The sequence below is a fragment of the Fimbriimonadales bacterium genome (genome assembly GCA_035559795.1).
Lineage (GTDB): Bacteria > Armatimonadota > Fimbriimonadia > Fimbriimonadales > ATM1 > DATMAR01.
The window spans coordinates 51,445-77,220 of sequence record DATMAR010000009.1 but is presented as its reverse complement, the minus strand read 5'-3'; the positions used below and the strand labels follow the sequence as shown (position 1 = coordinate 77,220).

The following is a 25,776-nucleotide window of genomic DNA, read 5'->3' as shown; positions in this document are numbered from 1 at the left end:
ATTCGATTCATTTATTCGTTCCTGCCTTAGTTCCGAAAAGCGTTTTGAGTGGCGCAAAAAATCGACGCCAATCTCCGACTTCTGCCGAGACGGTTTTTTCTTCTCGCATTTTCAGTTCATGAAGCACTAATCCTACCGCTGTTGCGTGTTCTGGACCGGATACCATGTCGCTTAAACCACCTAATTGTTTTGGTGTTCCTATACGAGTGGGAATTCCATTGAGCGTCTTTTCTGCCATTTGAGATAGACCGGTTAATTTACTTCCGCCTCCGGTGAGAACGCACCCTGAGACCTGACGAAGAGCAAAACCGGATTTTTCCAAAAGTTCACTAACGAGGTAAAGAATTTCATCCACTCTCGCGGTGATAATTTCTGCTAACACGGATCGTGGAAACGGACGAGGGGAATCCATTCCCAATTGAGTTACTGCAACCACTTCTCCTTTACCGATGTTATCGGGAAGACAAGAGCCGGACGAAATTTTCAATCTTTCTGCTTCTTCGCGCGACGTCTTGAGAAGTTTCGAGATATCCGAAGTGATGTGACCCGAACCGACGGGAATGGTTGCACTAAATGCCAGACTGCCTTCCGTATAAAGGGCGATGTCCGTCGTTCCCCCCCCGATATCCAAGAGTAAAACTCCGGATTCGATTTCATTCGGTTCGAGCACAGCAAGCCCACTGGCGATCGGGCTAAAGACAACTTGGTCCACTTCGATTTGAGCACGATTGACGCATCGTTCGAGGTTTTGGATATGCGTAATTTGCCCATGAACGAGGTGCGTGCTGACTTCTAATCTTTCTCCACTCATTCCGAAAGGTCTTTCGATTCCGTCCTGCGAATCTACTTTAAAGGCTCTGGGCAAGGCGTGGATCAATTCACGGTCGGAGGGTAAGACGATTTGTTTGCTGTGGTTTATGACTCGATTGACGTCTTCACGAGTAATCGTGCGATGGGGGGGGATTAAGGGGATGATTCCTTTGGAGTTTTGTCCTTGGATATGTTCCCCCGTTACGGAAATGACGACGTTATTGATTTTTCTCCCTGCCATTTGTTCGCATCGTCTTACGGAATTGACGACGGCTTGGGCGGTTTCCTCGATATCATTGACGGTTCCCCTCTTGAGCCCTCTGCAAGGGGATGAGCCGGTAGAGACGACACGCGTATTTCCCTTTTCGTCTACATCGACGATAAGAGTAAGGGCTTTCGTAGAGCCTATGTCTATAGCGGCTATGGATTCCATGTTAGCGCCCCACCTCTAATTTTTTTCTTGCCATTGCGTCTGTAATTTTGGTGATGTAATGTCTTCGAATGAGGGAGAGGTTAAGGAAAAGTCTGCCTCCCAAAGTGATAACGGCAGCGAGATAGAGTTCTTCGACTCCGATGGCGAAACCGAGGGCGACCAAACCGACAGCAAGGAGAATATTTACGAAAAAGCCCGACATGAAAAGGTCGTTTCGAAAGCGACCTTCGAGTCCTGCTCGCAACCCGCCGAAGACGGTGTCAATCCCTGCTAAAGTAGCCACTCCGATATATTCTCTCGGGATGTTTTCCCACCCACCCACGAAAAAGGCGAGAAGACCGCCAATAACTAAAGCCAAAATCGGAATTAATAAAATCATTGTTTCGGTACTGTGCTTCTTGCGTGACGGAACTCTGTCGAGCCGGTATATGCCGGCAAGACCATTTTATAGCGCTTATGGATTTCGACCATTTTAGGGTCTACCGTACGAATTTCGTTCAAATATCTTCCCGGCATGTTGAGTGCACCCATAAGAGTCTCGGGGTCGCCAATTGCGCGAATGACAACGGGCGACGAAATGGGAACGCGCCCTACATAAATCACCGGACCTTCACATCGAAATGCAGTAGTTATGGAAATTCGTTGATTATTGACGGCAATCGCTTCAGCGCCTGCTAACCAAAGTTCGTTCACGACGCGAATCACGTCATCGTCGTGGATTACATATTGCCATGGGTTGTCCGATTGTTTTTCGCTGTCTTTTAAAATAATTTCGACACCGGGTCCTTCGACTTCGGTAAGCGCTGCCAATAACTTCGCCTCTTGCAAACTCTCGTTGAGAACTTTTGCCTGTCGAGACTGATTCGCTAAAGCGTTTTGCAACTGCGTGATTTCTTCCCGAAGTTTGTTGATTTCGTTATCTTTCTCATCGAGGGAACGAGCAAGGCTAGCGCCCGCACCGCGTCCTTCCGGTGCGCCGTACATCCGCGGCGCTCCACTCGATTGAGGACCGTAACTTAAATGTGAAGAAACGAGAAGAAAGCCCATGAGCAAGGCAACCAGAGTTACTGGCATCATCCATTGCGGAAATTTTACAAAATTAATTTGCATATTTTATTCTTCGACCACTACAGGGTAATCGGGCTCGACCAAGTTAACGACTCTAACGCTCTCCAACAGGTCGGGCTGAGAATCGAGAGCCCGTTCGAGAACCTCGACTTTTTCATCCAGCCGCCTACCGCTTCCGAAAAGCACTCGACACTTTCCACCCTTGACATAAAAGCATAGACGACTTTGGAAGTCCAAATCAAGGTTTCCTTCAAGTTTCGGCAGGTGAACTTGAAGTTTTTCTGCCAGTTGCAAGGCTTCGAAATAGGGGTTCGGGTTGCATATGCTAAAGAATGGATTGTAATCCTGTACTTTCTCCCCTATGCCTATTTTGGGCATGGAACCCTTCGATACGGGGAAGACTTTTCCTTCGATGTCAGCACCCATCCCCGGTCTTCCTATTATTGAGGCTATGGCTTTACGCTTTTCGATGTGCAAATGCGCGCGACCGAAAACGTTAACCTCGAACTTCGATACTTTTATCTTCGGATTCAATTCGATGAGCGATTCGACCTCTGCAGTAGGTATTTGCAATGCAGGAATATTTTTATACGACTGCAATATCTTTCTTATTCGTTGTTCATCGTTTTTATCAGCACCGGAAACGCGCACGATAGTCAGAGAAGTCAAATCACTCGTGAACAATCCCGCGATAATTACAATAGGCAACGAGACAGCCCAATAAAATGCCCAAAAGGGACGCCAAAAATTACCTAATTCAAAACTACGTTTTTTTCTTTTCGATGCCATAACGCTTTAACGCAGATTCTAAAATCCTGCAACACAGTTCATCGAAAGCGATTCCCGCCGCACTCGCGGAACGCGGAAGCAACGAGGTAGGTGTCATTCCAGGAATCGTATTAACCTCCAAGAAAAAGACTTCGTCACCACGAACGATCATATCGCTGCGACTGAAATCTGCAAGACCGAGAATTCGATGTGCATCGAGTGCATAACGTTTCGCGTTTTCTTCCGCTTTTTTCGAAATGTTAGCGGGAACGATTTCTTCGGTCGCATTCGGAGTGTATTTCGCCATGAAATCATACGAACCCGATTTTGGGCGGATCTCCACAATAGGCAGCGGTTCGTCGTCCAAAACCGGCGCCGTGATTTCTACACCTTCGATGTATTCTTCTAACAAAACTTGGGAATCGTATTTGCTTGCTACTTCGATACATTTTTCCAATTCTTTTCGTTCGCGAGCGATTCCCAAGCCTATCGTTGAACCTTGACGGTTGGGTTTCACAACGATTGGAAAGGCTTCCCAACCCCCCATATCAGTAAATGGAGGATGGACTGCATGGCTGGCTAACGATAGGAGTTTCGCTCTCGGTGTAGGGATACCATGAGCGGAAAGGATTTGTTTCGTTCGGTATTTATCTATCGCTGTAGCACTCGGCAAAACTCCGCTCCCCGTATAAGGTATTCGCAAAAGTTCTAAAAATCCCTGTATCGTGCCATCTTCTGCTGACGTTCCATGAAGAAGCAAAAACACGATATCTGGTCGCTCTACACCCGTCAAACTCTGAACGTTGCCTTGTCCGATTAATAGTTCGCTTGGGTCGTAAAGTTCTACTCGGTATCCTTTTCGTTTCAAAGCATTTGCGACATTAATTCCCCCTGATTTCGAGACTTCTCTCTCTGTGGATTGTCCTCCGCAAAAAACCCCCACTCGAAGCGGTTCGCTCTTTCTTGCAATTTCTTTCAAGAGATTCGGTGCGAACGCTTCGATATCCCCAGCACCCATTCCAATAACGACATCCCCCGTTCGAACATAGTTCGCTACCGTTCGAGGGAGGAAATGTTTCGATGCTTCATGGAAACATTCTTTCTTTGATTTCTCTAAGCCTTCACAAATCAACGTAGAAGAAATTCCCGGTATGGGTTCTTCGCGCGCCGGATAGATATCCGTCAGAAAAACTACATCCGCTTTACACAACGCTTCGATGAATCCATCGAGAAAATCGCGTGTGCGCGAATATAAATGCGGTTGAAAAGCGACGACAAGGCGTTTCTCCGGATAGAACTCACGAAATGCATCGAGGGTCGCACGAATTTCTGTCGGGTGATGAGCGTAGTCGTCGTATACGATTACTCCGTCTCTTTCTCCGATTTTCTCCATGCGGCGTTTCAATCCACGATACGAAAGTAAAGACTGTAGAGCGGATTCAGATGGAATCGAGAGACATTCTGCTGCTGTTACTGCTGCGAGCGCATTCAATGCATTGTGTCTGCCGAATTGTTGCAATCGAAAATCCCCGAAAGATGTTCTCAAAGTCCCCTTGTCGTAAACGGCATCCCAAGGTTTTAATGAAAAATCATAGGGCACCCCCCCTTGTACACGATGGGCGACTTTCGAAGCACCCTCATCGCACGCACAATAGATGAATTTCGGCGTACCTCGAGCCTTTTTGACGAATTCCTCGACACTCGATAAAAGGTTTTCCCAATTTTTATGAAAATCGAGATGCTCCGGTTCTAAATTCGTCAACACGACGATTTCAGGAGTCAAATCTAAAAAGGAGTTATAAGCCTCGCATGCCTCGACGACTGCATACTCGCCATTTCCTATTCGCACGTTGCTGCCATAAGCGACGGAGTCAGCACCGATTACCACCATCGGGTCAAACGAATGAGATTCCAAAATGTGGCCAATCATCGCCGTTACCGTGCTCTTGCCATGAGTTCCCGTAACCGCGATTACGCGATAGTTTTTCAACAAATCAGCCAATGCTTGCGAGCGTCGCAATAAAGGCAAACCGAGTTCTTTCGCTACCGACACTTCTGGATTACTTTTCAAATCCACTGCATCGGTAACGACGACAGCGGACGCTCCGAATACTTTTTGGGCATCGTGTCCGATGGAAATGTCTGCACCACGTACGCGCAGTTCGTCGAGAACACCCGAAGGAACCAAATCTGTCCCTGAAACTTCTCTTCCTCGATGGAGGAGGATTCTTGCGATAGCGCTCATCCCAGCACCACCGATACCGATGAAATGAATCCTTCCGGTTTCCGGTAGGGATACTGATTCGGAAAACGATTTATCTATTTCTGCCTGCGTTCTCATTTACGACTTCTTCGATGATTTTCATTACCCTTTGCGTGGCATCAGGAATGGACCATTCCTTTAAATTTATAGATGCTTGCTTCCTGCGAGAAGAATCCGACATCCATTCTTTCCATACAGATTCTAACCTCTCCGGAATCAGTTCTCGTTGCGGGATGACCGTTCCGCCCCCAATTTTCTCAATGGCTTTAGCGTTTTCCATTTGGTGATTCGCATAAGCATAAGGGTATGGGATATAGATTGCTGGGATACCGAAGAGAGCGAACTCAGAAATAGCCCCTGCTCCCGCTCGTGATATCGCCAAGTCGGCACGAAAGAGGACTTCTGCGAGTTCGTTTCCTTCTAAAAACGCTTTCAGCCGATAATTCTCGGGCATACAGAGTCGTCGAGCGGCTTTTGCGCAAGATTCGAAAAGAGCAGGACCGCAAACATGAAGCCATTCTGTTTTTTCGGGATCGGCTCGCAACACGATCGTCAAAACGGCTTCGTTAATAACGCTCGCACCTTGAGAACCACCCATGCAAAGGGTGAAAAATTTTTGTGATGCGGAGGGTTTTTCGGCTTTCGCTTTTAGTAAAAGCGTTTTTCGCAAAGGGAGACCGGTGCGTACAGTTTTATCGGGAAATGCATTGCGTGTTTCTTCGAAAACGATGCAAACATATTTCGCGAAACGCGCTGCGTAACGATGCGTTCGTCCCGGTATGGTGTTTTGTTCGTGAAGTACGATTTTCGTACCGACTTTAGACGCAGCATATAAAACCGGAGCGGCAGAATACCCCCCCGTTGAAAAGACCAAGTCTGTCGAAAAGTCCGTTAAGATTTTACGCGCTCGATAAGTCGCGCGCAAAAAAAGGATCAACGAACGCCAACCGGAAGGCTTCCACAAACTCCCCAAAGAGCGAGCGTTCAATCCGATAAATTCGATATCGCTTTTACTACAAGCATTGGATTCTTGTCCTCTTATACTTCCGATATAGAGAACGTCGTGTTTATTCGCTCGTGCTTCGAGAGCGACTTCAAGCGCGGGATAGACGTGCCCTCCTGTACCTCCGCCGGTCACGACGAGTTTCAATGGGCGCCTCCTTATACACACGTCTATGAATCATGGCTTGAGACGCTCCGAGAGCCATCATCAACGCCAACAAACTGCTTCCACCATAACTCAAAAAAGGCAAAGGCACACCGATGGGGGGGAGCAATGAACCGACCATGGATAGATTCAAAACGCTTTGGATACCAATCCACCAACCAGTGCCTCCTATAACCAATCGAGAAAATGCGTCTTGAGATAGGGAAGCAAGAAGAACAAGACGAAGAGAGATAGCGGCTAAGAGAGAAATGACGATAATTGAGCCGATAAATCCCGCTTCTTCTGCAATGGTAGTGAAAGCGAAATCGGTGCTTGCAGCAGGAAGAACCCTTTTCGCTCTTCCCTTCGGAGGACCTACACCGGTAACTCCCCCGATTGCCATCGCTAATTCGGACTGTGCGGATTGATAGCCTGGACCGTCAACAACAGAAGCATCCCAGCGATGGAGCCATGTGCGAAATCTCCCCCCCCTATAATCCTCGGATATCGTAAATACCGTACCCATAAGAAGGGCAAAAAGAAGCACTAATGCGATAACCCTTCCTTTTATGGGAGAGTAAATCATGATTCCGATAGCGATAACTCCCACCATTGCCGCCGTGCCCAAATCCGGTTGCCTTTCTATAACCAAAACAGATATTCCCACGATAAGCCAATGCCAATTTCTACGCAAGAAAATTACGAAGCGATTATCCATCCATTCACCGAAATGACGGACGCTTTTCGGATAACTTGGAAATTTATAGAGACACATCGCCGCTAAAAACCAAATCGTCAGCGGTTTCAGAAATTCCGAAGGTTGGATTCTAAATGGTTCGACTCCGAACCATCTTTTTGCCCCCCCTGATTCTATCCCTACACCAGGAATAAACACGAGTATACATGCGACTAATCCCAGGAAATACAAGGGTTTCGAAATACCCCTTAGAATTTCTGGTGGTAGTTTCGTAAAAAAATAATATACGACACCACTTAGTATCACCCATAACACATGTTTGACAATCGCAAAGGAAGACCAAGAGCCTCCTTTAAATAACATGATATAACTGGTGTCGAAAACGACAAACAAACCCAAGAGTATGGCAATAAGTACAAGCCACGATAGCAAACGATCCCCGGGCAGGTTTCTTCCTTGTCGCCCTTTATCCAACTCGAACTACCTCCTCTACGAGTTTGCGCATCAATTCGCCACGTTCCATGAAGCTTTCGAATTGGTCGAAACTGGCGCAACTCGGTGCAAGCAATATCGTTTCGCGCGGTTTTGCCTCGCTTTGAGCCGATTCGAATGCTTCTCGTAAAGTATCGAACCTTGCGCTTTTTACGCCCATCTTTTCGAAAACTTCTTTCAAATACGCACCGTCACGACCGAACAAGTAGGCTTTTTTGATTCTATTTTTTACGGAAGATATCATCGAGTAATCTTTCACCTTCGCGATGCCACCTGCTAATAATAAAGTAGACGAATCCATTGCCTCCAAAGAAGCCTTCAATGCTGTCGGATTCGTGCACATACTGTTGTTGATGTAGCGAACTCCGTTTCTTTCGCCGAGAAATTCCATTCGGTTACGGAGGGGGCGAAACGAAAGCACACCTTCGCGTATTTCGGAAAAAGTCACACCGAAAACATTTGCCAAAAGCCCCGCCGTTGCGGCGTTTTCCAAATTATGGGGGGATGCATCCCAAAGTTCCGAAAGAGAGATGGAAGTATTACCCTGCGGAAAATACACATCTTGCCCAGATATTTGCGCCTGCGCGTCTAATTGCGCATCCTCATCTTGCGCGCCAATCTTCAAAACACGAGCCGAAGAAGGGACTTCGGGTTTCGTTTCCGGTCGAAATGTATTGAAAACGACGACATCGCCGTCTTTCATGTTGCGAAAGATTTTATGTTTAGTCGCGGCATATTCACGAAGACTCTCGTATCTATCGAGATGGTCTTCTACGATTTGCGTTATCGTCGCTGCTTTAGGACGAAATTCCGAAATCCATTCCAATTGAAAAGAACTCACTTCGGCTACCAATATCGAATCCGTATCACCATTCAATGCCGCTTCGGTAATCGTATATTCGGGATATCCAGAGCCTGCGATGTTTCCGCATAAAATTGCCTTCTTCCCCGCTTTTTGCAAAATCCAATATGTAAGTGCAGTGACTGTGCTCTTTCCGTTCGTTCCGGTTATCGCGATTATCGGAGACTCAGCGATACGATAAGCGATTTCCGTTTCGCTATATAAAGGAATTCCTCTTCGCAACGCTTCTTGCAAAGTCGGATGTTTGCTCGGAACGCCCGGAGAACACGCTACACCATCCCATTCGCTCCATTCCAATTCTCCGGTCCAACTCGTGATTACAGGAATGTCCAATTTCGCCATCTCGTCTAACGGTTCGAAGAGTTTCTGAGAGTCTGCGGATTTTTCGTCCACTACCGTAACTTGCGCACCTTTTGCCTTTAGAACTCTCGCCATGCCGGTCCCAGCCTTTCCAAGACCGATGACGACGATTCTTTGATTCTGAAAGACATTTCGTTTTTTGTAATCACTCATAAAAACATCACCGTGAATGCCATTGAAGTTAAAATCATTTGCAAAAGAATCATTGCCCATAACACGCGTGATTCAGGCCATCCCAATGCTTCGAGAGAGTGATGAAATGGAGTCGCTGGGAAGATGCGTCTTTTGAGTGTTTTCACGGCTCCGATTTGAATGGGGACGAGCACGAGTTCTAATAGAAATACCCCAGAGGTGAGCCATGGCCAAGTTTGGGTTTTGTAAGGAGTCGTAGAAAAAAGATGACCGTAAACCGCTCCGAGCGCCAATGCCCCCACATCTCCCATGAAAATTTTCGCAGGGGGGGCATTGAAGTAAAGAAAAGGTAACAAGGAACCGAGAATCGCCAAAGAAACGATGAGAAGAGCGCGATTCCCATCAGAATAAAAATAAACCAAAAACGGGATTAAAGCAATCCACAGAGTCATCGTTACGAGCGCATCGAGGCCGTCCGTAAAATTCACCGCATTCGCGAAGGTCAACACGAAAAATGCCGCAAGCCATGCTTCCGGACGGAATCCGAGCATCCAAACATAACAACTTGCTGCAAGGGCTTGCATTGCGAGTTTTATCGTCCATCCTAATCCCCTTTTCGTCGTGAAACGAGGGACTAAATAATCGTCTACGAAACCAATCAAAGCAAAAGTAAAGATCAAATACGAAATCAAAACATTCTCGCGATTTTCGAATCCATTGAAGAGCGCCATCGCAACGAATATTCCCACCAAAACGAAAATCCCCCCCATATTCGGTGTCCCCTCTTTTTGCTGATGTGCCGGAAGAAAAGGACTGACTTTCGCACGAGCGTTTACTTTCTTTAAAAGAAATATACAAGGATACGAGAGAATCGCCGATACGAAAAAAGAAATCCAAAATGCGTTAACCACATGCTCAAACATTGATGAGCCCCCCCTCTTGCGGCAACGCCTTTTCCAATTGCAAACGACGAGAGCCTTTGATGAGCACCAAATCGCCTGGCTCCAAATTCTCTAAAATACGTGCCACCTCGCTCGAGGAAGGAACGCTCATTCCTATTCCCTTATATCCACGCGTTTTTGCTTCCTCCAAAATCCAAGGTGCCAACTCCCCCACCGTGACGAGAACATCTATATCGGAAGAAGAAACGAGTTTGCCTATTTCTCGATGCGCAAACTCGGCAAACTCACCTAACTCCAGCATGTCTCCTAAAATGGCGATTTTTCGAGAAAATCCTTCAGCGTCCGAAAGAATCTTCAATGCTTCTTTACAAGATTCTGGACTCGAGTTATAAACGTCCACTAACAAAGTCGCCCCGCAACATTCGACTGCGCGCAATCTATCATTCGGAAGTTCTGCGTTTTGCATTCTTTGCAAAGCCATTTGCGGTTCGATTCCGAGCGCGATACAAACGGCGAGCGCAGCGGAAGCATTGATTGCCTGATGTCTGCCGAGACCGGGAATTCGCCCCGAGAATCGTTGGTTTTTGATTTCTATTTCGATTTCTGTTGTATTGTTTTCGAGATAAATAAGAGATGACAGCACACGTACATCTGCGTTGGGTTGCTCACCGAACGATAAAACCTTGCAATTCGAATAATGAGAAAGCGCATCGAAATCTTCTCCCATTGGCAAAATGGCAAGACCTTCTTTAGGAAGGGATTCCAACAGTTCCGCCTTCGCTTTAATAATTTCCTCCCGAGAACCTAATTCGCCGATATGCGCGGTTCCTATAGATGTAATGACACCGATATGCGGACGACTAAACGAACAAAGATGCGCAATCTGTCCTTTTCCACGCATTGCCATTTCCAAAACAGCATAGCGATGACTCTGCTCGAGTTTCATCCAAGTGATGGGCAAACCGTATTCCGTGTTGAGATTTCCTTCCGATTTCAATACAGTAGTGGAATCTCCTAATGCCGCTGCTAATAACTCTTTCGTGGTCGTTTTTCCGACACTTCCTGTTATGGCAACGACTTTGCCATGAAACGAATCTCGAATCGTGCTTGCAATTTCTGCTAATGCCTGGACTACCGAGGAAACTCGGACATGAGGAAATTTTTTTTCTATTTCCTTACTCACCAATGCCCCCACCGCCCCCCGTTGGAAAGCATCGTGAATAAAATAGTGCCCATCTGCGTTGTTTCCTACAACTGCAACGAACAAATCACCTTTTTTCACGTGACGACTGTCGACAGCAATACCGTGCACTTCTCTATCCGGTCCGGAACATTTTCCACCAGTAATTTCTGCGATTTCAGACAGTTTTAATTGCATCTTTTCTTTCTTTTTTTCTTTCTTCGAGAGCTTTGCGCGCGATGACCCTATCGTCGAAGGGATGTTTCGTGGTGCCGATGATTTGGTAGGTTTCGTGTCCTTTTCCGGCGATGACTACGATATCGCCGGACTTCGCTTCGAATACTGCATCATGAATTGCCTTCGCGCGGTCTGGTTCGATTTTCGAAACCACGTCCGGATGCAAACCTTGCACGATTTCTTCGATAATTTTCATCGGATTTTCGGTTCGCGGGTTGTCACTGGTAACGTAAACGAGATCCGAAAGAGAGGAAACAACAGACGCCATTTTCGGGCGTTTGTTTCTGTCTCTATCCCCACCGCATCCGAACACCGTCAAAATACGTGATGGTCGAAGCGCACGAACAGAATTTAAAAGTTTTTCCAAAGCATCGGGTGTATGCGCGTAGTCTACGATAATATGAAATCCTTCTTCGCTCGTTATCGTTTCGAAACGTCCAGGTGCAGGTTTTACTTTTTTAAGCGCATCGAGGATTTTCGAAAGGGGAAAATTCAAAGCGAGAGCGCCGGCTATGGCTGCCAAACAGTTGTTCACATTGAAGTGCCCCCCCAAAGACACTTCGACAACTGCAGATTCCCCTTTCCAAGAAATCTCGAATTCGAGGCGATGAATATCGATCTTCGATGAAAGGACTCTCAAATCCGTATTTTCAGAACCGAAACCGATTCCGCTATTTGCGCTTTCCAAAAGACGTTTTCCGTAAGGGTCGTCCGCATAAGCGACCGTGACAATTTTTTTGGCATTAGGTAAATCGCAAAAAAGGCGAGACTTCGCTCGAAAATAGTCTTCCATACCGGAATGGTAATCGAAATGGTCTTGGCTTAAATTCGTAAAAATTCCGACATCGAACTGTACTCCATCCACTCTCCGCTGATGAAGAGCGTGCGAAGAGACTTCCATGACCACGGTATCCGCTCCAGCGTCTACGAGTTCGCGAAGAGTTTTTTGTATTTCGGGTGGGAACGGAGTCGTAAATGAAGAATCGCGCCATTCACTATCGAAAGCGACTCCCAAAGTTCCCATATAAGCAGCGCGACGCCCGAGTGTGTTTATAATCTGATAGAGCAGCCACGCGGTCGTCGTTTTGCCATTTGTCCCGGTTACCCCGATTACGGTTAATTTTTCCGAAGGATTCCCATAAAATAACGCACTAAACTCCCAACAAAAATCATTCGTATCGCGAACCCATATTACGGGGACACTTTTCTGCACACATCGCAAAAATGCTTCCTTGGAAGATACGACTACCGCAACAGCGCCTTTCGAAACCGCATCTTCGATATATGCATGCCCATCTGTCTTTTGTCCTTTCAAACAAATAAACAAATCGCCACGGTTTACGTTTCTCGAATCTATCGTGATTCCACGAATCTCCGCATCTTTGAACACAGCACGAACACCCGAAAATTCATTAATTCTTGCGCTTCTCAATTGCATAAAGTTCCTCTGGTCTATCGGGGGGGATTTCGTACTTCTGAATTAAAAATGCGGCAATATCTCTAAAAACAGGACCAGCGACCGCTGCACCGTAATACGTGCCCGAAGTGGGATTATCGATTGCAACAACGATCACCACCTTCGGATGCATAGCGGGAACGAAACCTACGAACCAACTCACGTATCTTTGCCTTGTCGAAGTTCTCGTCAATGCATCTCGTTTTTGCGCAGTTCCCGACTTACCTGCTAACGTGTAACCAGGAATTCGCAATTTCTTTCCGGTACCTTCCTCGCCGTGAATGACCTTTTCCATCATTATTAAAATTTTGTTCGCTGTCTCAGGTTTGAAAACGGTGCTTTTTTCCGAAGATTTCGTGAATCGTCCGCCTATCGAATGCACCAAACGAGGTCTAACCATAATGCCGTCATTTGCAAAAACACTAAGCGCACTCGCTAATCCGACAGGTGTAACATTAATAGACTGTCCAAAGCCGAGATTCGCCATTTGGATGGTTTTATTCCAATCATGATAGTTTATCTCACCGGGGACTTCTGGTTTTAGCATGATGCCAGGAGATTGTAATAAACCGAGTTTTTCCACCATCCTCGCGAAGCGCTCGAAGCCGATTTCTACTCCCCAAGTCGCCGCCGCGACGTTGCAACTCACCTCCATACAGCGCTGCACTCCTACAGAACCATGCGATTTGAGACTGTGGTCTCCTGAACAATGGATCGTCGCTGCGGAAAACTGCTTTTTACCACCGCAATAAACCGTTTCACCTGGGAGAATCACTCCGCTTTCCAACCCTAAAGCCAACGTGAAGACTTTAAATACAGAGCCGGGTTCGAAACGCAATCCCACACCGGGATTCAACTCCGGCGAAATTCGCTCACCCTTAATGGCAGAACTCCATTCGCGTTCGGCTTGCGAATCTTCGAAACTCGGAAAAGCAGCCAACGCAAGCAAATCGCCAGTTTTCGGGTCTAAAACCACGGCGACACCGGCATCGGCTTTATGTTTTTTACAAGCATAAGAGACGGATTCGTAAGCAATTCTTTGGATTTCTGAATCTATCGTTAAAACGACGTCGCTTCCATCTTGTCCTGGTTTCGTTTCTTCGGACATCAACCAAGGGAGAAAATCTCCCTCTTTATCCGTCATTCCTACGAGTTTTCCTGGATTTCCGGAAAGCAATTTATCGAGAGACTTTTCGATTCCAGAGCGCGGTATACCATCTTGCAAATATCCCACTACACTCGCTGCAACCGCTCCGAATGGATACTCTCTGTTTCCCCCCCCTGATTGCACCCAAAGCCCATCCGCGAGATAACGAGATTTTATTTCTAATAAGCGAGCGATTTTATCGCGACTCAGTTCCACTTCCCATACCCCCCCTCTTTGCGAATCGGAATCGAAGTCCATCAATTCTGCCGCTGATACTCCTGTAATCGAAGAGACTTCGAAAAAGAAGGTGGGTGTTCGGGGCACGAGTTCACGATTGATTCCGAACAGGCAAGTATCCGATGCACTTGCTAAAACTTTTCCGTCTTTGCTGAATATCTCCCCGCGTGTAGGAATGATAGTTTCCGTGACGAAAAGCCTTTTTCTTTCCTTCGCGAGGGCGATAATCTCGTTGCGTTCGAGGAGTTGTACACGCGCCTGATTCCCTAACACGCAAACGAATAAGGCTGCAAGCAGCACAAATACGAAATTTGCGCGATTTACAGTAAAAAGTTTCCTTCTATCAACTTTTTTCGACGCCACTTTCCATATTCAAAGGCAAGCGAAAGCCGTTCATTTCTGCCCATTCTCGAACGGCAGCCACGTTCGTAGCGGCATCGAGTTCTCTACGAAGAATCACTGCTTCTTTTTGCGCGGATTCCAACCTTTGCTCGGCATGCTTCGCGGACATTTGTGCATATTCGATTGCGAACACGCAACCGAATCGAAGGAAAAGCGTTAGAATCGCGCTTCCGAAAGCTATTCCCGCTACATACAAGGCGAGATTCCAAAGCGCGATACGTTTTCGGTTGCGTACGCGTATCTTGCGTCGTGGTTTTATTAGTGAACCGGGATGTACGATTGCGCTCATGCTGTCTCCTTTTGTTTGAAGTTTTGTTGGTTTGGTTGTATCGTTCGTTCTATCGCTCGTAACCTCGCACTGCGACTGGGAGGATTTTCACGAACCTCTTCAGAAGAGGGTCGCACTGGGCGAGGGGTTAGAGTTTTAAAACCGTGTTCTTTAGTTAGTTTTCGGAAGGCGAGCTTCGCTTCGCGGTCTTCGCCCGAATGGTAAGATAAGGTAACCATACGCCCCCCCGGATTCAAACAAAAAGCAGCATTCATAATTGCTTCTTGCAAGTCCTGCAGTTCTTGATTCACGGCAATCCGAATCGCTTGAAAGGTTCTCGTCGCAGGGTGGATTCTTTTCTCGCGGTATTTCGGTGGAATCGCTTCGAGCACTGCATCTACCAAATCCTGAGTTCGATGCATGCGCCCTTCTTTTCGCCTGCGAATAATCGCTCGAGCAATTCGATTCGCCCATCGTTCCCCCCCGTATTCCCGCAACACGCGCTCGATTTCCCCCTGACTCGCACGATTCAAAAACGATGCAGCCGTTTCTTTTGCGCTCCGATTCATCCGCATGTCCAAGGGAGCATCGGCTAAGAACGAAAACCCTCGCGAAGCATCCTCGAAATGCTCGATGCTCACCCCGAAATCGAGAAGGATCCCGTCAACGCCAGAAATGTTCAAACCTTCGAGGACTTTCGGCATCATACGGAAATCCGCATGAACGAAAAATTTCCTACCCGGCACGTCTTTCAAATTTTCTTCTGCTTTCCTTAGCATCGTTTCGTCCCAATCCATTGCAACGAGCGTTCCTTTTTCTCCTGCTGCAGTTAGCATTGCTTTCGCATGCCCACCATGTCCGACTGTTCCATCGACGAGGGTTGCCCCCTCTCGAATATTCAAATAATAAAGCACTTCCCTGAGCATCACGGGATAGTGCTTTCGTGTCGTCACTTTTCCATTAGCCGCTTCCAAAGTTTTTCCATGAGCTCTTGTCTCTTTGCGTTCGTCATGTATTCCTCTGGGTTTTGTCTGTATTTAGCGAAATCTTCTTTTCGCCAAATTTCCAAATGGTCCACACAACCCACCAACAACACTTCTCCGCTGTTCATGCCTGTTACATCGCGTAAGCCTTGTGGTATCACGAACCTTCCTTGCGGGTCGAATTTCATTCCTTGTTCTGCAAACGCACCTACTTCGCGTAAATGCGCATCTCTCGCAGGATGCGATGCAGGTGTTGCGATGATCTCTGCTATTTTTCGATTCCAAACCTCTTGCGGATAAAGTCCCAAACAACCATCGTAAACCACGGCTATAACGAAGTCTTGTCCTATTGCCTCCTTTTGTCTACTCGGTATACGCACACGCCCTTTGTCGTCGATGACAGCTCCTTCCACACCGAGAATCTGTCTTCCGAGCATCGGGTTGCCTGCGTATGAGGTAAAGTCCATTTATTCCGAATATCCGAAAGGATGGAAATGGGTCGAAAAGCACCTCCGTGTGCCCTTCCGACCCGAGCAATTTCGAGGGAAACGCCGCACTATTTCCCAAGAGCCCCACATCCTTGAGGACTATGGGCATTGTAAACCACTTTAATGGGAATGTAAACCGCTGGGCAGAAGATTTTTGGGAATTTTTGGATTTTGCAGTGAATGTCTACATTAAAAAGTATCAACAACTCGTCGCTTGTCTACATTTTTTAAGGGAGCGAATCACCATTCTATAACTCGATAGAGTTCGAAATCACCGTAAAGAGCCAAAGGGTTCAGCTTCAACCCATACTGCCTTAAAGTTTCTTCCCCCCCTCTGCCCAGACGATTCTTTCGAGTTAGAAGCAGTTTCCCGGGGGAAGCCACTTTCACGAGTTCTTCGAGCCACTGAACCTTTTCACCCGTTCGAGATGTATACCAATACAAACTCGGGTGTGCGGTCTTTAGCGGCTCACCCATACCGTCCATGCGGTATTCGATGAAGGGCGACTCTTCCGAACGAATAATTTGCCCAATACGATACACATCACCGTGTGTCTGCTCCCAATATTTAGGCATCCCCCAGACGAGCAACAAAACAGTAATTGACCAGCCTATGGCGAAATTTTGCACAAAACTTCTCCTCATTAAAAAATACAAAACTACGGAAAAGAGGGTTGCGAGAATCACCCCAATTCCTATTCTAACAAATATGTCATTAAGAACTGGAAAAGACTTAGGCGCTTGAGTAATAAATACAAATGCAACTATCGCACCGTAAAGGACGGCTGCCCAAGAAAAACGCTTTTTTAGTTCTGCAATTCCGAACAACGCTGCAAAAGGAATAATCGCAGGCAATATGTAATGAGGAAGTTTGCTCCCGCTAAGACTAAAGAAAATTAAAGTTGATAATCCCCATATCCAAAAAAAGCGTTCCGTTGGTTTACTACGCGTTTTTCTCCAGACGGAAAAAATTCCGAAACTCCACGGTGCTAATGCAACGAAAAAAACCGGGATATAAAACCATAATGGCGCTCGATGCGCTATATCCCCCCCTAAGAAGCGCAATATGTTCTGCTTCCAGATGAATTCCCCTAAAAATTCTTTACCTTGCTGTATACCGATAGGGACGTACCAAGTAGAAAGGACACAGATAAACGCGAAAATAAATAACCCCCATCTTCCTCGATATTCGAATCGAACCTCCGGCTCTGTAAAATATATGATGAGAAAAATAAGAGAAAACAAAACGACAGCGACAGGACCTTTCGCGAGAACCGCAAAACCGAGAAGCACGCTGGAAAGAACTCGATACAACTTCTCTCCTTCTAATGATTTCCAAAAAGAAAAACACGCTCCGGAAAATGCCAAAGCGAATAGCGCATCAGGCATCATCATCCGACCTACACCCATAAGCAAAGGCGACGCGGCGCAAATGCAAAGAGTACGAACGGCAGCGCTTTCTCCGAATCTCGTGTGGACGAACCGAACCGCTAACGCAATCAAAAGCACGGTAGCAAGAACGGATGGCAACCGCAACGCAAGCATGTCAAACATGCCAACTTTCAAGAAAGGAAGAACCGACCAATACAAAAGAATCGGCTTTTCCAAAAACGGCTCTCCCCCGATTGTGGGAATGACCCACTTGTGATACAGGAGCATCTCTTTGGTAGCCGCTGCGTAAAGACCTTCGTCTAAATCAAAAAGACCATAAGACCAAAACCCATATAACGGGATAAAAACGAAAAGCCAGAGGATAAGCCCCCGCGGGGTGCTCATTGCACTGATTATCCTTAAAAAAGAGGCGTATTATAAGAACATGACCGAAGGAATGAACCGCATCTTCGGCGTCGAAACGGAGTTCGGGTGCTTCGTAGACCCGGATTCCCCATTGACTTACGAAGGCGTCGTCGAGGCTGTGAAGGATTACATCTTTCACGAGCAGCGGTTAGGCGCGCTCGACCTCCATCCGAGAGACGAAGCCTTCGAACCGGCTTTCAGCGGTGGATTCCTCATCAATGGAGGAAGGCTTTATGTGGACGCCGTCGGTTCGCATGAAGAGTATGCCACACCCGAATGCCGTTCCCTTTCCGATTTGATTGCTTCGGATCGTGCAGGGCAAAGGCTCTTAGTGCGAGCCCTGAAAGAACTCAATCTTTCGGAAATGGCGAGTTTCTATAACAACAGTGTGGACCACTTCGGAGGTCACACGTTCGGTTGCCATGAAAATTATTTAGTTCGTACAGAGGATAAATTTTTGAGCGAATCGGTTTACGATTTGTTTCCATTTCTCGCAACGCGTCAAATCTATGCAGGCGCTGGGAGAGTGGGGGGGCATAGAATCGAATACACAGGAACGAGACCTAACGTGAAAGAATTTTCACGAAACCCAGTAGATTATATATGGGTAACGAACATCTATTCCGTTCGTCCTGACAGCAGCGTCCCCTTTCAACTCAGTCAGCGCGCTGACCACATCGTAAAGACAATCGCGAGCCGCGTTCGTTTCAACCGAGCGCTTATCAACCCCAAATGGGAAGCATTTTACAGTTACGGTAACACGACACGCCTTCATTTACTATTCGGGGAGCCGAATCAAATGCAATTTGCTTACGCTCTCAAGATCGGCACGACTTGCCTAATTTTGGATTGCATAGAAAATAACTTGATACCCCCCCGTTTTCGTTTGCTCGACCCTCTCGAAACATTGCGTAGCGTAAGTAGAGACCAAACCTATCGCTGGATTGTAACTTTGGAGAATGGAGACACGATTCGTGCAGTGGATTTACACCGTGAATACTTAAAGATCGCCGAAGCATTCCGAGGAAGGGATGATGACACGAACTGGATATTGGATAATTGGCGCGAAACTCTCGACCAATTAGAGAAAAACCCCATGCAACTTTATAAGAAGCTCGACTGGGTTGCGAAGAAGCGAATCGTAGAACAATACATCGAAGACCAAGGACTCGATTGGGGGAACGATGCTTTGCATTCGATTGATTTGGAATATCATAATCTCGACCCCAAAAAAAGCCTTCATCAGGCACTCGTTGAAATGGGGGATGCGTTCGAAATCACAGACGAACTCTCAATAGTAAACGCGATGACAGAGCCTCCTCGCAACACTCGCGCTTATGGAAGAGGACAATTAGTGAAATATTTGCTCACCGGGAGAAAAGCGAGTTATTGGATTGAATGGGATGCCGTTTATCTCGACCGTCAGAACGTGATTGAACTCTCTGACCCTTTCAATCCCTATTCCGAAGTGGCGAGATTTTTAGGGAAATAGCTAAGAAATGTACAAATGTCTGTATAATACTAACAAAGTTATCGGAGGTAAAAAATGATCAGCACCCTACTTGCAGCATCCACTCTCGGTATTTCGGGAACGTATATCGAAATGAGAACCTGCTCGATCTTCGCAGGTCCATGCCATTACAGCGGAGAGATGATGACGGACGGACGTTCTGCTGTCGCAATTTTTCAAGTGGAATCCGGCTCGTATCAGGGAATTTCTTTGAGTGGTGTGAAAGCGGCGTTACTCGTAAATAGTGAGGAGAATTTAGTCTTTCAAAAGCCTACAAAAAGCATCCTCTTTCTCGATGGCGCAAGCTCTCCCTCTAAAAAGCAAGCGCTCATCCAATTGTTGCAAAAACAATTAGGAAATTACACGAACAATCTCCAAGATGTGCGAGATGCAGAAATCGTTCTAACGACAGACAATAACGAAATTTCCGTTCGTGTAAAGGACTCGCGAAAGCCTGTCTATGATGCTTTGATTACCTTCCGTGAATGCACATCCTGTACTATGCCAGGGGTTCTTTGGTATAGACCTCTCTCACCGGGTGTGGAGTCTGAAATTGCTACAGTGGAAAAGCAGACTCTACACGAAAACGTACTCGAGGAACGCTGGGTGCGTATGGACGAACGAGCGGCCTTTGTCGGTTCTTTTCACTGGTAAAGTCATTACTAAGGTTGCGTACGTGAGATGAATAAATCGTGAGATAAATCACGAGACGCAAATAAAACGTCCTAATAAAAGTAATAGGAGGTCCTTTTATGCGAAATGCATGGAAAGTCGGGCTGTTGGTTGTCGTTTTCGTTGTTCTTTTAGTACTCGGTTATTCTTTCGTAGGTGAAAGTCTTTTTAAAAGCGAAACAGAGCGCTACTATGTTCACTTCGAAAACGCTTACGGAATCGAGGAAGGCGCTGTCGTCTGGTTAGCGGGAGTAGACGTTGGGATGGTGGACAAAGTCGAATTGAAAAGCCCTACCGACGTCCAAATGACTCTTGCGCTCAAAAAAGGAACATTCATACCGCGAGACGCGAAAGTCCTTATCCCCACGAGTTTGTTCGGAATCGGTCAACAACAAATCGAAATCGTCTCGGAAAAAGGAATAAAGGCAGGACGACTACCAGTGGGAGGGGTGCTATCAGGCAAAAAGGCTTCCTTCGTCGAGAGTTATCTTCCGGAAGCAACGGGCACATTCGATGCATTGAATGCAAACTTAGAGGCGCTGCGAGAAATTTTAGGAGATAAAGAACTCAGAAAAAGATTGGAGAGCGTAGTTGCGAGCGCTGATACCTCGCTTGTAGAACTCAACACCTTACTGCGAGAGACTCGCGGCGTGATTGCAGAAAACCGTCCGGCGATTCGCAATGCACTCCAAGATATGTCAGAGACAATTCGAGAAATGCGGCAAGGAGTATTAGCGGTCAACGAACTCGTAAGCGACCCCGAATTGAAACCAAAAATTAAAGGAATCCTCGCCTCCCTCGACCAGAGCGTGAAAAAAACGGAGGAATTGATTACCAGTGTAAACGAATTGGTAACAGACCCAGAGATGCAGCAATCGCTCAAAGCGACGATCGCCAATACCGAAAGCATTAGTCGTTCGGGTATCGAAATCACCGAAAAAATTAAAGAAATCACCGAAGACGGAAAAGTCGTAACAGAAAAAGCGAGTGCACTCATGGATGACGCTCGCGAAGTTGCCGCCGAAGCAAAAAAACTGTTGGAAAAACTGCAAGACACTATAGAAAAACTGAAACTTCCAGGTCTCGGAGTAGTCCCGACAGCGACAATTAATTTAGAAACCTCGCGCAACCTCGAAACCGCGAATTTCCAAACGGATTTGCATGTCTCCTATCCTATTCGGCCAGGTGCGTTGGTGTATGCGGGAGTGTATGACGTAACGGAAACTGACCGATTGAGCCTTCAATATGGGCAAAAATTCGGACCTGCCACTCTTCGTTACGGCATTTATGCATCGAAGCCAGGTCTCGGGGTAGACTGGAATCCCTGGTCGCGCTTCGTTCTAACGGGAGACTTATTCGACCCGAATGACTTACAATTCAATGTACGAGCACGCCTGTATTTCAAAGGTGATTGGTACGCTTGGTTCGGTGTGAATAAGTTTTTCAAAGAGAACGAACCGCAAATAGGAATAGGAGTGAAAAGGTAAAGAATGAAGGTGATATTGACGCAGACGATTCCGAAGATCGGCAAAGAGGGTCATGTCGTAACAGTTGCCGACGGTTTCGCAAGGAACTTTTTGTTTCCGAAAGGTTTGGCGATTCTCGCCGATAAAGCAGCACTTGCACAATTAGAAAGACGCCGCTCGAAAATGGCTATGGAAATCGAAAAAACACGTGCAAGTGCCCTACAAGCCGCGGAAAAGATTAACGGGCAAACTATACGGATAGTGGGGAAAACCGCAAAAGGCTCGACGAAGCTATTCGGAGCCGTAACTTCAGCAGACATCGCCGAGGCAATCAAAGAACAGTTAGGCGTAGCAGTGGACAAGAAGATGGTCGCTCTTCTCCATCCTATAAAAAGAATTGGCGTTCATGAGGTTCTCATAGACCTACATCAAGATGTGGATGCGGTTGTTCGATTAGAAGTAACGGACGAAGAAGGAAGATTAGGCATCGAATTGGAAGAAGCGGCTCCTCAAGCCGCAGAATCGGCATCTTCGGAAGGAATTTCGACAGAGAGTGAAGAAGTCGTGGAAAAGGTGTCGGAAGAAAAACCTAAACGAACGCGTTCGCAGAAAACTCAGAAGGCGAAATTAAGCGAATAATGTAATGTGCCGGAATTTAAAGCCACTCGCACTCCCGCATCATCGAAAGCAGTCGTAAGCACGACTTTAAAAGACGCAGTTCCGCCTCATAACGACGAAGCAGAGGCAGCGGCTTTAGGTTCTATGCTGCTAAGCCCTGAAATGGCTGACAGAGTGATTTCCATTCTCAACGAGAACGACTTTTACAACCCCATTCATCGTGAAATTTTCAAAGCAATGCTTGCCGTGAACAAAAGTTTGCGGCAAATAGACGTCGTTACAGTACTTGCAGAACTCACCGCGCGCGGGATTCTGGAACAAATCGGCGGACAAGAAATTTTAGTGCAAATCGCAGAAACCGTACCATCTGCATCTAACGCGGAATACTATGCTCAAATCGTCAAAGACCTTGCCATACTGCGCGGTCTTCAAAATGCTGCACATGAAATCATTAGCCTCATTCACGACCCTGAAACAGACATACAAGAAAAAATAGACCAATCCGAGAGAAGAATCTTCGAAGTAACGCAAAGAACTGTCCGTAAAGATTTTTCTTCTCTTGCCGACGCCACTGCCGAATATTTCAAGGATATAGATAGGATCTACGAAACGAACGAGCCGATACGCGGGCTTCATACAGGTTTCAAATCTTTAGACAAAAAATTAACGGGTCTTTATCCTGGGAATCTCGTTATCCTGGCTGCGAGACCAGGGGTCGGAAAAACGTCTTTGGCTTTGAACATCGCGATGAGCATCGCGGAAAAAGAAGAGCGAACGGTTGCTTTATTCACCATGGAAATGTCGGAAAGGGAAATCGTGAGGAGAATTTTATGCACGACGGCGAGAGTAGATTCTCAAATCATGAGTTATTCCGGTCATTTAGACGACGAACATTACAATAAACTCGTTACGGCATGCGAAAGACTTTATCCTTTAAGACTTTATATCGATGACACTTCTGATTTGAGCCCATTCGAACTCCGGGCGAAATGTAGACGGCTCAAGGCGGAAACAGGAGATTTAGGGTTAGTGGTCGTAGACTATCTTCAATTGATGCGCCCCCCCTTCAAAACGGAAAACCGCGTACAGCAAATTACGGATATCGCAAGGTCTTTGAAAATCTTCGCAAAAGAACTCGACACACCCATTCTCGCACTTTCGCAACTCACACGCGCACCCGAAAAGAGGAGAAACAAACGCCCCTTACTCAGCGATTTGCGAGAATCCGGTTCTATCGAGGCAGATGCCGATGTCGTATTGCTGCTCTATCGCGAAGATTTGTACTCTCGGGATCCAGAAAACGAAGAAGACGGAGAGGAAGAAGTCCTTCCACCTCCCCCCCCTGAACCGCAAGACCCATTCCGGGTCGTTCCCGTAGAGGTCGAAATCGCAAAAAACAGAAACGGACCTACCGGCAGGATCACGTTCCATTTCCAACCTGTTTTTACGTTGTTTACCGAGCGAGCAAGAGAAGTATGAGAGTCCTCGTTGTCGGTTTTGGCGGCCGTGAACATGCCCTCGTTTGGAAATTGTCCCAATCCGCTGTCGTCGAGAAAATTATCGCCGCACCGGGAAATGCGGGAATTGCGGAAATCGCTCAGTGTTTTCCTATCTCTGCTTTAGACCACGAAGGTTTAAAAGAACTTTGCCAAAAAGAAGAAATTACATTAGCAGTAATCGGACCCGAATCCCCGTTGATTGCAGGAGTAGCAGATACGCTCCGTGAAGTCGGGATATCCGTCTACGGACCTTCGCGACGAGCCGCGCAAATCGAAGGAAATAAAGCCTACGCTAAAACACTAATGCAAGAGGAGGGTATCCCAACTGCAGAATTCGAGGTGTTCACTCGTTACGAACTTGCAAAAAGTTATGTATATTCGGAATTTGCAAAAGGACATCAATTAGTCGTTAAAGCGAGCGGAGAAGCGTTCGGTAAAGGAGCAATCGTATGCGAATCGAAAGAAGAAGCCTTGAACGCGGTGGCGAGAATGCTGTTGCAAAAGGAATTCGGAAGTGCAGGAGAAACCATCGTCATCGAAAAACGTTTATACGGACCTGAAGTGAGTCTTCAAGCGATTTGCAATGGAAAAGACTACCTTCTTTTACCTTCTTCTCGTGATTATAAATCCGCGTACGAAGGAGGTAAAGGACCGAATACGGGGGGGATGGGCGCCTATTCACCCGTAGAAGAACTTTCAGAAGAAGTTCAGAGCAAACTCGGAGAGTTGTTTATTCGTCCGGTTCTCGAAAAAATGTCTCGAGAAGAAACCCCGTTTATCGGAACGCTTTATGCAGGGCTTATGATTACCGAAGAAGGTCCGAAAGCATTGGAATACAACGTTCGATTCGGAGACCCTGAAACTCAAGCGATTCTTCCGCGAATCGAAAACGACTTTGCAACTCTTCTCGAAAACGCAGCTTGCAGCCGAGAGTTGCCCTCTCTAAAAGTTTCGCCATTGGCTTGCGCATGTATCGTTATTGCTATAGAAGGTTATCCTGGCGAATATCCGAAAGGAATCGAACTTCCCGATTTGTCTCCTTTGAAAGACTTTCTCGTCTTTCACGCTGGAACGGAAAGAAAAAATAACAAACTCGTGAACACAGGGGGAAGGGTCCTCAATATCGTAGGGATGGGTGAATCTCCAAGGGATGCGGCTGACAAGGTTTATAACGCTATCGAAGGAAAATTCCCCAAGCCTTGGCGTTATCGGAAAGATATTGGCACTACAGCAATGGAGAATGCAGTGGGATTGAACCGGCTAAGATAAAGGCGAGGCATATCCCGTCTCTTTTATACGTAGGGAAAAAGGAGTTTTGAACAAACCGAAGACGAAACAGGCTTTAGTGACGAATGGTGCGGATAGCCTTATTTGCAATCGTCATTTTGCGGTGATTCACACTGCAGCAGAAATTTATGGATTAGACGGGAAAGAATTATATAATAGGGTCGTTAAACGGTTTCGATCCCCGAGAGACGTCTTCAGGGTTGCCGCGGAAAACACGAATCTCGATTACGACCGTGCGAGAATCGTTGCGCTCGCTGCTTGCTACGAAGCAGAACGTTTCGTGGAATCCAGGAATTCGACTCGCAAAGGGGGGGAAAACGGAAGGCCGAATCTTACGAATATAACGAAAATTATCCATCATTCACCGGTCCCAACGACCTTTACAGTCGAAAAAATCAAAGAACCTCTTTTAAGAGACACGCTCTATCTTTACTACTGGCTCGGTTTTTCCTTTCAGAAAATCAGCGAAATGCAAATGCTGAAAACTCTCACCGTTCGACAAAACCACAAAAAGGCATTGAAATTGCTACATAAAGAATCCCTGAACAGTCATACATAAAACGACACAAGTCGGATTTTCGGATATTAAAAAAGA

23 protein-coding genes are annotated in these 25,776 nt (G+C 46.6%); 7 read left to right on the top strand and 16 right to left on the bottom strand.

Features of this window, described 5'->3' with window-relative positions; all coding sequences use genetic code 11:
• Positions 1-7: 7 nt before the first annotated feature.
• The 16 genes from ftsA to VNK96_05825 all read right to left on the bottom strand — a co-directional run bounded on the left by ftsA (position 8) and on the right by VNK96_05825 (position 18,108).
• Positions 8-1,243 (bottom strand): cell division protein FtsA, encoded by a 1,236-nt coding sequence (gene ftsA, locus VNK96_05900; protein HWP31238.1) that lies wholly within the window; start codon positions 1,241-1,243, stop codon positions 8-10.
• 1 nt (position 1,244) lies between these two features.
• Positions 1,245-1,622 carry a small basic family protein gene (locus VNK96_05895; protein HWP31237.1) on the bottom strand — a complete coding sequence of 126 codons (378 nt, stop codon included), beginning with the start codon at positions 1,620-1,622 and terminating at the stop codon, positions 1,245-1,247.
• Positions 1,619-2,353 carry a DUF881 domain-containing protein gene (locus tag VNK96_05890; protein ID HWP31236.1) on the bottom strand — a complete coding sequence of 245 codons (735 nt, stop codon included), beginning with the start codon at positions 2,351-2,353 and terminating at the stop codon, positions 1,619-1,621. The genes VNK96_05895 and VNK96_05890 overlap by 4 nt, the downstream gene beginning before the upstream one ends.
• A 3-nt stretch (positions 2,354-2,356) precedes the next feature.
• Positions 2,357-3,019 carry a hypothetical protein gene (locus VNK96_05885; protein HWP31235.1) on the bottom strand — a complete coding sequence of 221 codons (663 nt, stop codon included), beginning with the start codon at positions 3,017-3,019 and terminating at the stop codon, positions 2,357-2,359.
• A 55-nt stretch (positions 3,020-3,074) separates the two neighbouring features.
• Entirely contained in the window at positions 3,075-5,420 is a 2,346-nt protein-coding gene (gene murC / locus VNK96_05880) for a UDP-N-acetylmuramate--L-alanine ligase (protein ID HWP31234.1), read from the bottom strand.
• On the bottom strand, positions 5,395-6,492 hold the full coding sequence (murG, locus tag VNK96_05875; protein ID HWP31233.1) for an undecaprenyldiphospho-muramoylpentapeptide beta-N-acetylglucosaminyltransferase: 1,098 nt from the start codon (positions 6,490-6,492) through the stop codon (positions 5,395-5,397). The genes murC and murG overlap by 26 nt, the downstream gene beginning before the upstream one ends.
• Entirely contained in the window at positions 6,437-7,618 is a 1,182-nt protein-coding gene (locus tag VNK96_05870; GenBank protein ID HWP31232.1) for an FtsW/RodA/SpoVE family cell cycle protein, read from the bottom strand. Before VNK96_05870 ends, murG begins: the two co-directional genes overlap by 56 nt.
• A 34-nt stretch (positions 7,619-7,652) precedes the next feature.
• Entirely contained in the window at positions 7,653-9,053 is a 1,401-nt protein-coding gene (murD, locus tag VNK96_05865) for a UDP-N-acetylmuramoyl-L-alanine--D-glutamate ligase (GenBank protein HWP31231.1), read from the bottom strand.
• Positions 9,050-9,955 (bottom strand): hypothetical protein, encoded by a 906-nt coding sequence (locus VNK96_05860; protein ID HWP31230.1) that lies wholly within the window; start codon positions 9,953-9,955, stop codon positions 9,050-9,052. The genes murD and VNK96_05860 overlap by 4 nt, the downstream gene beginning before the upstream one ends.
• Positions 9,948-11,312 (bottom strand): UDP-N-acetylmuramoyl-tripeptide--D-alanyl-D-alanine ligase, encoded by a 1,365-nt coding sequence (murF, locus tag VNK96_05855; GenBank protein ID HWP31229.1) that lies wholly within the window; start codon positions 11,310-11,312, stop codon positions 9,948-9,950. The genes VNK96_05860 and murF overlap by 8 nt, the downstream gene beginning before the upstream one ends.
• Positions 11,293-12,789: a UDP-N-acetylmuramoyl-L-alanyl-D-glutamate--2,6-diaminopimelate ligase gene (locus tag VNK96_05850; protein ID HWP31228.1), complete on the bottom strand. Its 1,497-nt coding sequence runs from the start codon at positions 12,787-12,789 to the stop codon at positions 11,293-11,295. Before VNK96_05850 ends, murF begins: the two co-directional genes overlap by 20 nt.
• Positions 12,764-14,491 (bottom strand): penicillin-binding protein 2, encoded by a 1,728-nt coding sequence (locus VNK96_05845; GenBank protein ID HWP31227.1) that lies wholly within the window; start codon positions 14,489-14,491, stop codon positions 12,764-12,766. The genes VNK96_05850 and VNK96_05845 overlap by 26 nt, the downstream gene beginning before the upstream one ends.
• 43 nt (positions 14,492-14,534) lie before the next feature.
• Positions 14,535-14,882: a hypothetical protein gene (locus tag VNK96_05840; GenBank protein HWP31226.1), complete on the bottom strand. Its 348-nt coding sequence runs from the start codon at positions 14,880-14,882 to the stop codon at positions 14,535-14,537.
• Positions 14,879-15,814 carry a 16S rRNA (cytosine(1402)-N(4))-methyltransferase RsmH gene (gene rsmH, locus VNK96_05835; protein HWP31225.1) on the bottom strand — a complete coding sequence of 312 codons (936 nt, stop codon included), beginning with the start codon at positions 15,812-15,814 and terminating at the stop codon, positions 14,879-14,881. The genes VNK96_05840 and rsmH overlap by 4 nt, the downstream gene beginning before the upstream one ends.
• A complete protein-coding gene (locus VNK96_05830; GenBank protein HWP31224.1) occupies positions 15,811-16,311 on the bottom strand; it encodes a hypothetical protein in 501 nt (166 codons plus the stop codon). The genes rsmH and VNK96_05830 overlap by 4 nt, the downstream gene beginning before the upstream one ends.
• Before the next feature lie 261 nt (positions 16,312-16,572).
• The gene (locus tag VNK96_05825) at positions 16,573-18,108 is read right to left on the bottom strand and encodes a glycosyltransferase family 39 protein (GenBank protein HWP31223.1); all 1,536 of its coding nucleotides are present in this window, start codon (positions 18,106-18,108) and stop codon (positions 16,573-16,575) included.
• Between the two features lie 40 nt (positions 18,109-18,148).
• Between VNK96_05825 and VNK96_05820 the strand changes: the two genes are divergently transcribed.
• The 7 genes from VNK96_05820 (at position 18,149) to VNK96_05790 (ending at position 25,740) form a co-directional block, all read left to right on the top strand.
• Positions 18,149-19,621 carry a proteasome accessory factor PafA2 family protein gene (locus VNK96_05820; GenBank protein ID HWP31222.1) on the top strand — a complete coding sequence of 491 codons (1,473 nt, stop codon included), beginning with the start codon at positions 18,149-18,151 and terminating at the stop codon, positions 19,619-19,621.
• A 54-nt stretch (positions 19,622-19,675) separates the two neighbouring features.
• Positions 19,676-20,293: a DUF1326 domain-containing protein gene (locus VNK96_05815; protein ID HWP31221.1), complete on the top strand. Its 618-nt coding sequence runs from the start codon at positions 19,676-19,678 to the stop codon at positions 20,291-20,293.
• A 98-nt stretch (positions 20,294-20,391) separates the two neighbouring features.
• Positions 20,392-21,798 carry an MlaD family protein gene (locus VNK96_05810; GenBank protein ID HWP31220.1) on the top strand — a complete coding sequence of 469 codons (1,407 nt, stop codon included), beginning with the start codon at positions 20,392-20,394 and terminating at the stop codon, positions 21,796-21,798.
• Positions 21,799-21,801: 3 nt separating this feature from the next.
• Entirely contained in the window at positions 21,802-22,416 is a 615-nt protein-coding gene (rplI, locus tag VNK96_05805) for a 50S ribosomal protein L9 (protein HWP31219.1), read from the top strand.
• 6 nt (positions 22,417-22,422) lie between these two features.
• A complete protein-coding gene (gene dnaB / locus VNK96_05800; GenBank protein HWP31218.1) occupies positions 22,423-23,874 on the top strand; it encodes a replicative DNA helicase in 1,452 nt (483 codons plus the stop codon).
• Positions 23,871-25,163, top strand: coding sequence for a phosphoribosylamine--glycine ligase (gene purD / locus VNK96_05795; protein ID HWP31217.1), 1,293 nt, complete (start codon positions 23,871-23,873; stop codon positions 25,161-25,163). The genes dnaB and purD overlap by 4 nt, the downstream gene beginning before the upstream one ends.
• Before the next feature lie 46 nt (positions 25,164-25,209).
• The gene (locus VNK96_05790) at positions 25,210-25,740 is read left to right on the top strand and encodes a hypothetical protein (GenBank protein HWP31216.1); all 531 of its coding nucleotides are present in this window, start codon (positions 25,210-25,212) and stop codon (positions 25,738-25,740) included.
• Positions 25,741-25,776 lie beyond the last annotated feature (36 nt).